Origin of the sequence: Spirillospora sp. NPDC046719, from assembly GCF_040645715.1 — a bacterium.
Lineage (GTDB): Bacteria > Actinomycetota > Actinomycetes > Streptosporangiales > Streptosporangiaceae > Spirillospora.
In genome coordinates, this window is record NZ_JBEYYT010000947.1 from 1 (window position 1) to 1,066 (window position 1,066).

Annotated in this window: 2 protein-coding genes; one reads left to right on the forward strand and one right to left on the reverse strand. The window is 76.5% G+C overall.

Features of this window, described 5'->3' with window-relative positions:
- A partial coding sequence (locus ABZ914_RS51770; protein ID WP_500201871.1) for a hypothetical protein occupies positions 1-115 on the reverse strand: 115 nt, incomplete at its 3' end.
- 302 nt (positions 116-417) lie between these two features.
- On the opposite strand from ABZ914_RS51770, the gene ABZ914_RS51775 reads away from it, so the two are divergent.
- Entirely contained in the window at positions 418-921 is a 504-nt protein-coding gene (locus tag ABZ914_RS51775) for an NUDIX domain-containing protein (protein WP_433135569.1), read from the forward strand.
- The last annotated feature ends 145 nt before the right edge of the window (positions 922-1,066 follow it).

Sequence of the window (1,066 nt, forward strand, 5' to 3'; positions counted from 1 at the left end):
CGGGGACGTCGTCGCGCGGCGCCACCCGCACCGGCGCGCCCGCGGCCGCGCCGCCGGCCAGGGTCATCCCGCATTGCAGGGCGCAGTACGGGCAGTGCGTGGGAGTCCCGGTCATGCCGGAAGGCTCCGGCGATGCCGTTTCGCCGCCGCTTCCGACATGTGACCCGCGCGTTAATTGCGGTTCACGCCCGCGCGTCCGGCAAGGTCAGCCGCCCGTTCCGGCGGCACGGGCGGAACGGTCCGGCAATGGTTGACGATCGCGTGTCAAGCGTTGTCGGCGATTGTCAGGGTCCATTCGTCACCGTCCGGCCGGTTGCCGAACCGGATTCGCGGCGGCCCGGCGATCTCGCGGAAGATGCGGTGCCGGGCCCGCCGCGGCGAGGATCATAAGACGGTCGTCCGGCCTAATCTCGGTACATGCCCGACCTTGCTTACTACGCCTCGCTGCCGCGCTCCCGCGGCGCCGCGGCGGCACTGCTCCTGGACGACCTCGGGCGGGTCCTGCTGGTCAAGCCCACCTACAGCGAGGGCTGGTTCCTGCCCGGCGGGGTCATCGAGACCGACGAGTCCCCGCTCGCCGCGTGCGTGCGCGAATGCCGCGAGGAGCTCGGCCTCGTCCCCCGCCTGGACGGCCTCGTCTGCGTCGACTGGGGCTCCCCGCGCGACGACGGCGTCGACTCGGTCAACGTGTTCGTCTTCGGCGGCGCCATCAGCGACGCCGAGCTCGCCGCGATCCGGCTGCCGCCCGACGAGCTGTCCGACCACGTCCTGGTCGCGCCGGAGAAGATCCCCGAACTGTCGCCCGCGCACGTCTCGCGCCGGATGGAGCCCAGCCTGCGCGCCCTCGCCGACGGCCGCCCCGTCTACCTGGAGGACGGCCGCGAGCCCGCGTTCGGCGGCGCGGGGCGGACCGCCGGCTGAGCGGGCGGCCACGCCACCGCCGGTGGCGAGGCGCCGGCCCGGCCCGGCGCCGGGGGGCGGCCGGGGGAGCCCCCGGGGGGCGCCGGGGGGGGGGGGGGGGGGGCGGGGCGCGGGGGGCGGGGGCGGGGGGGCGGCCGGGGCGCGA

Excerpts from the sequence above, each read along its gene's own strand:
- ABZ914_RS51775 (WP_433135569.1), top strand. The coding sequence starts at position 418 with ATGCCCGACCTTGCTTACTACGCCTCGCTGCCGCGCTCCCGCGGCGCC.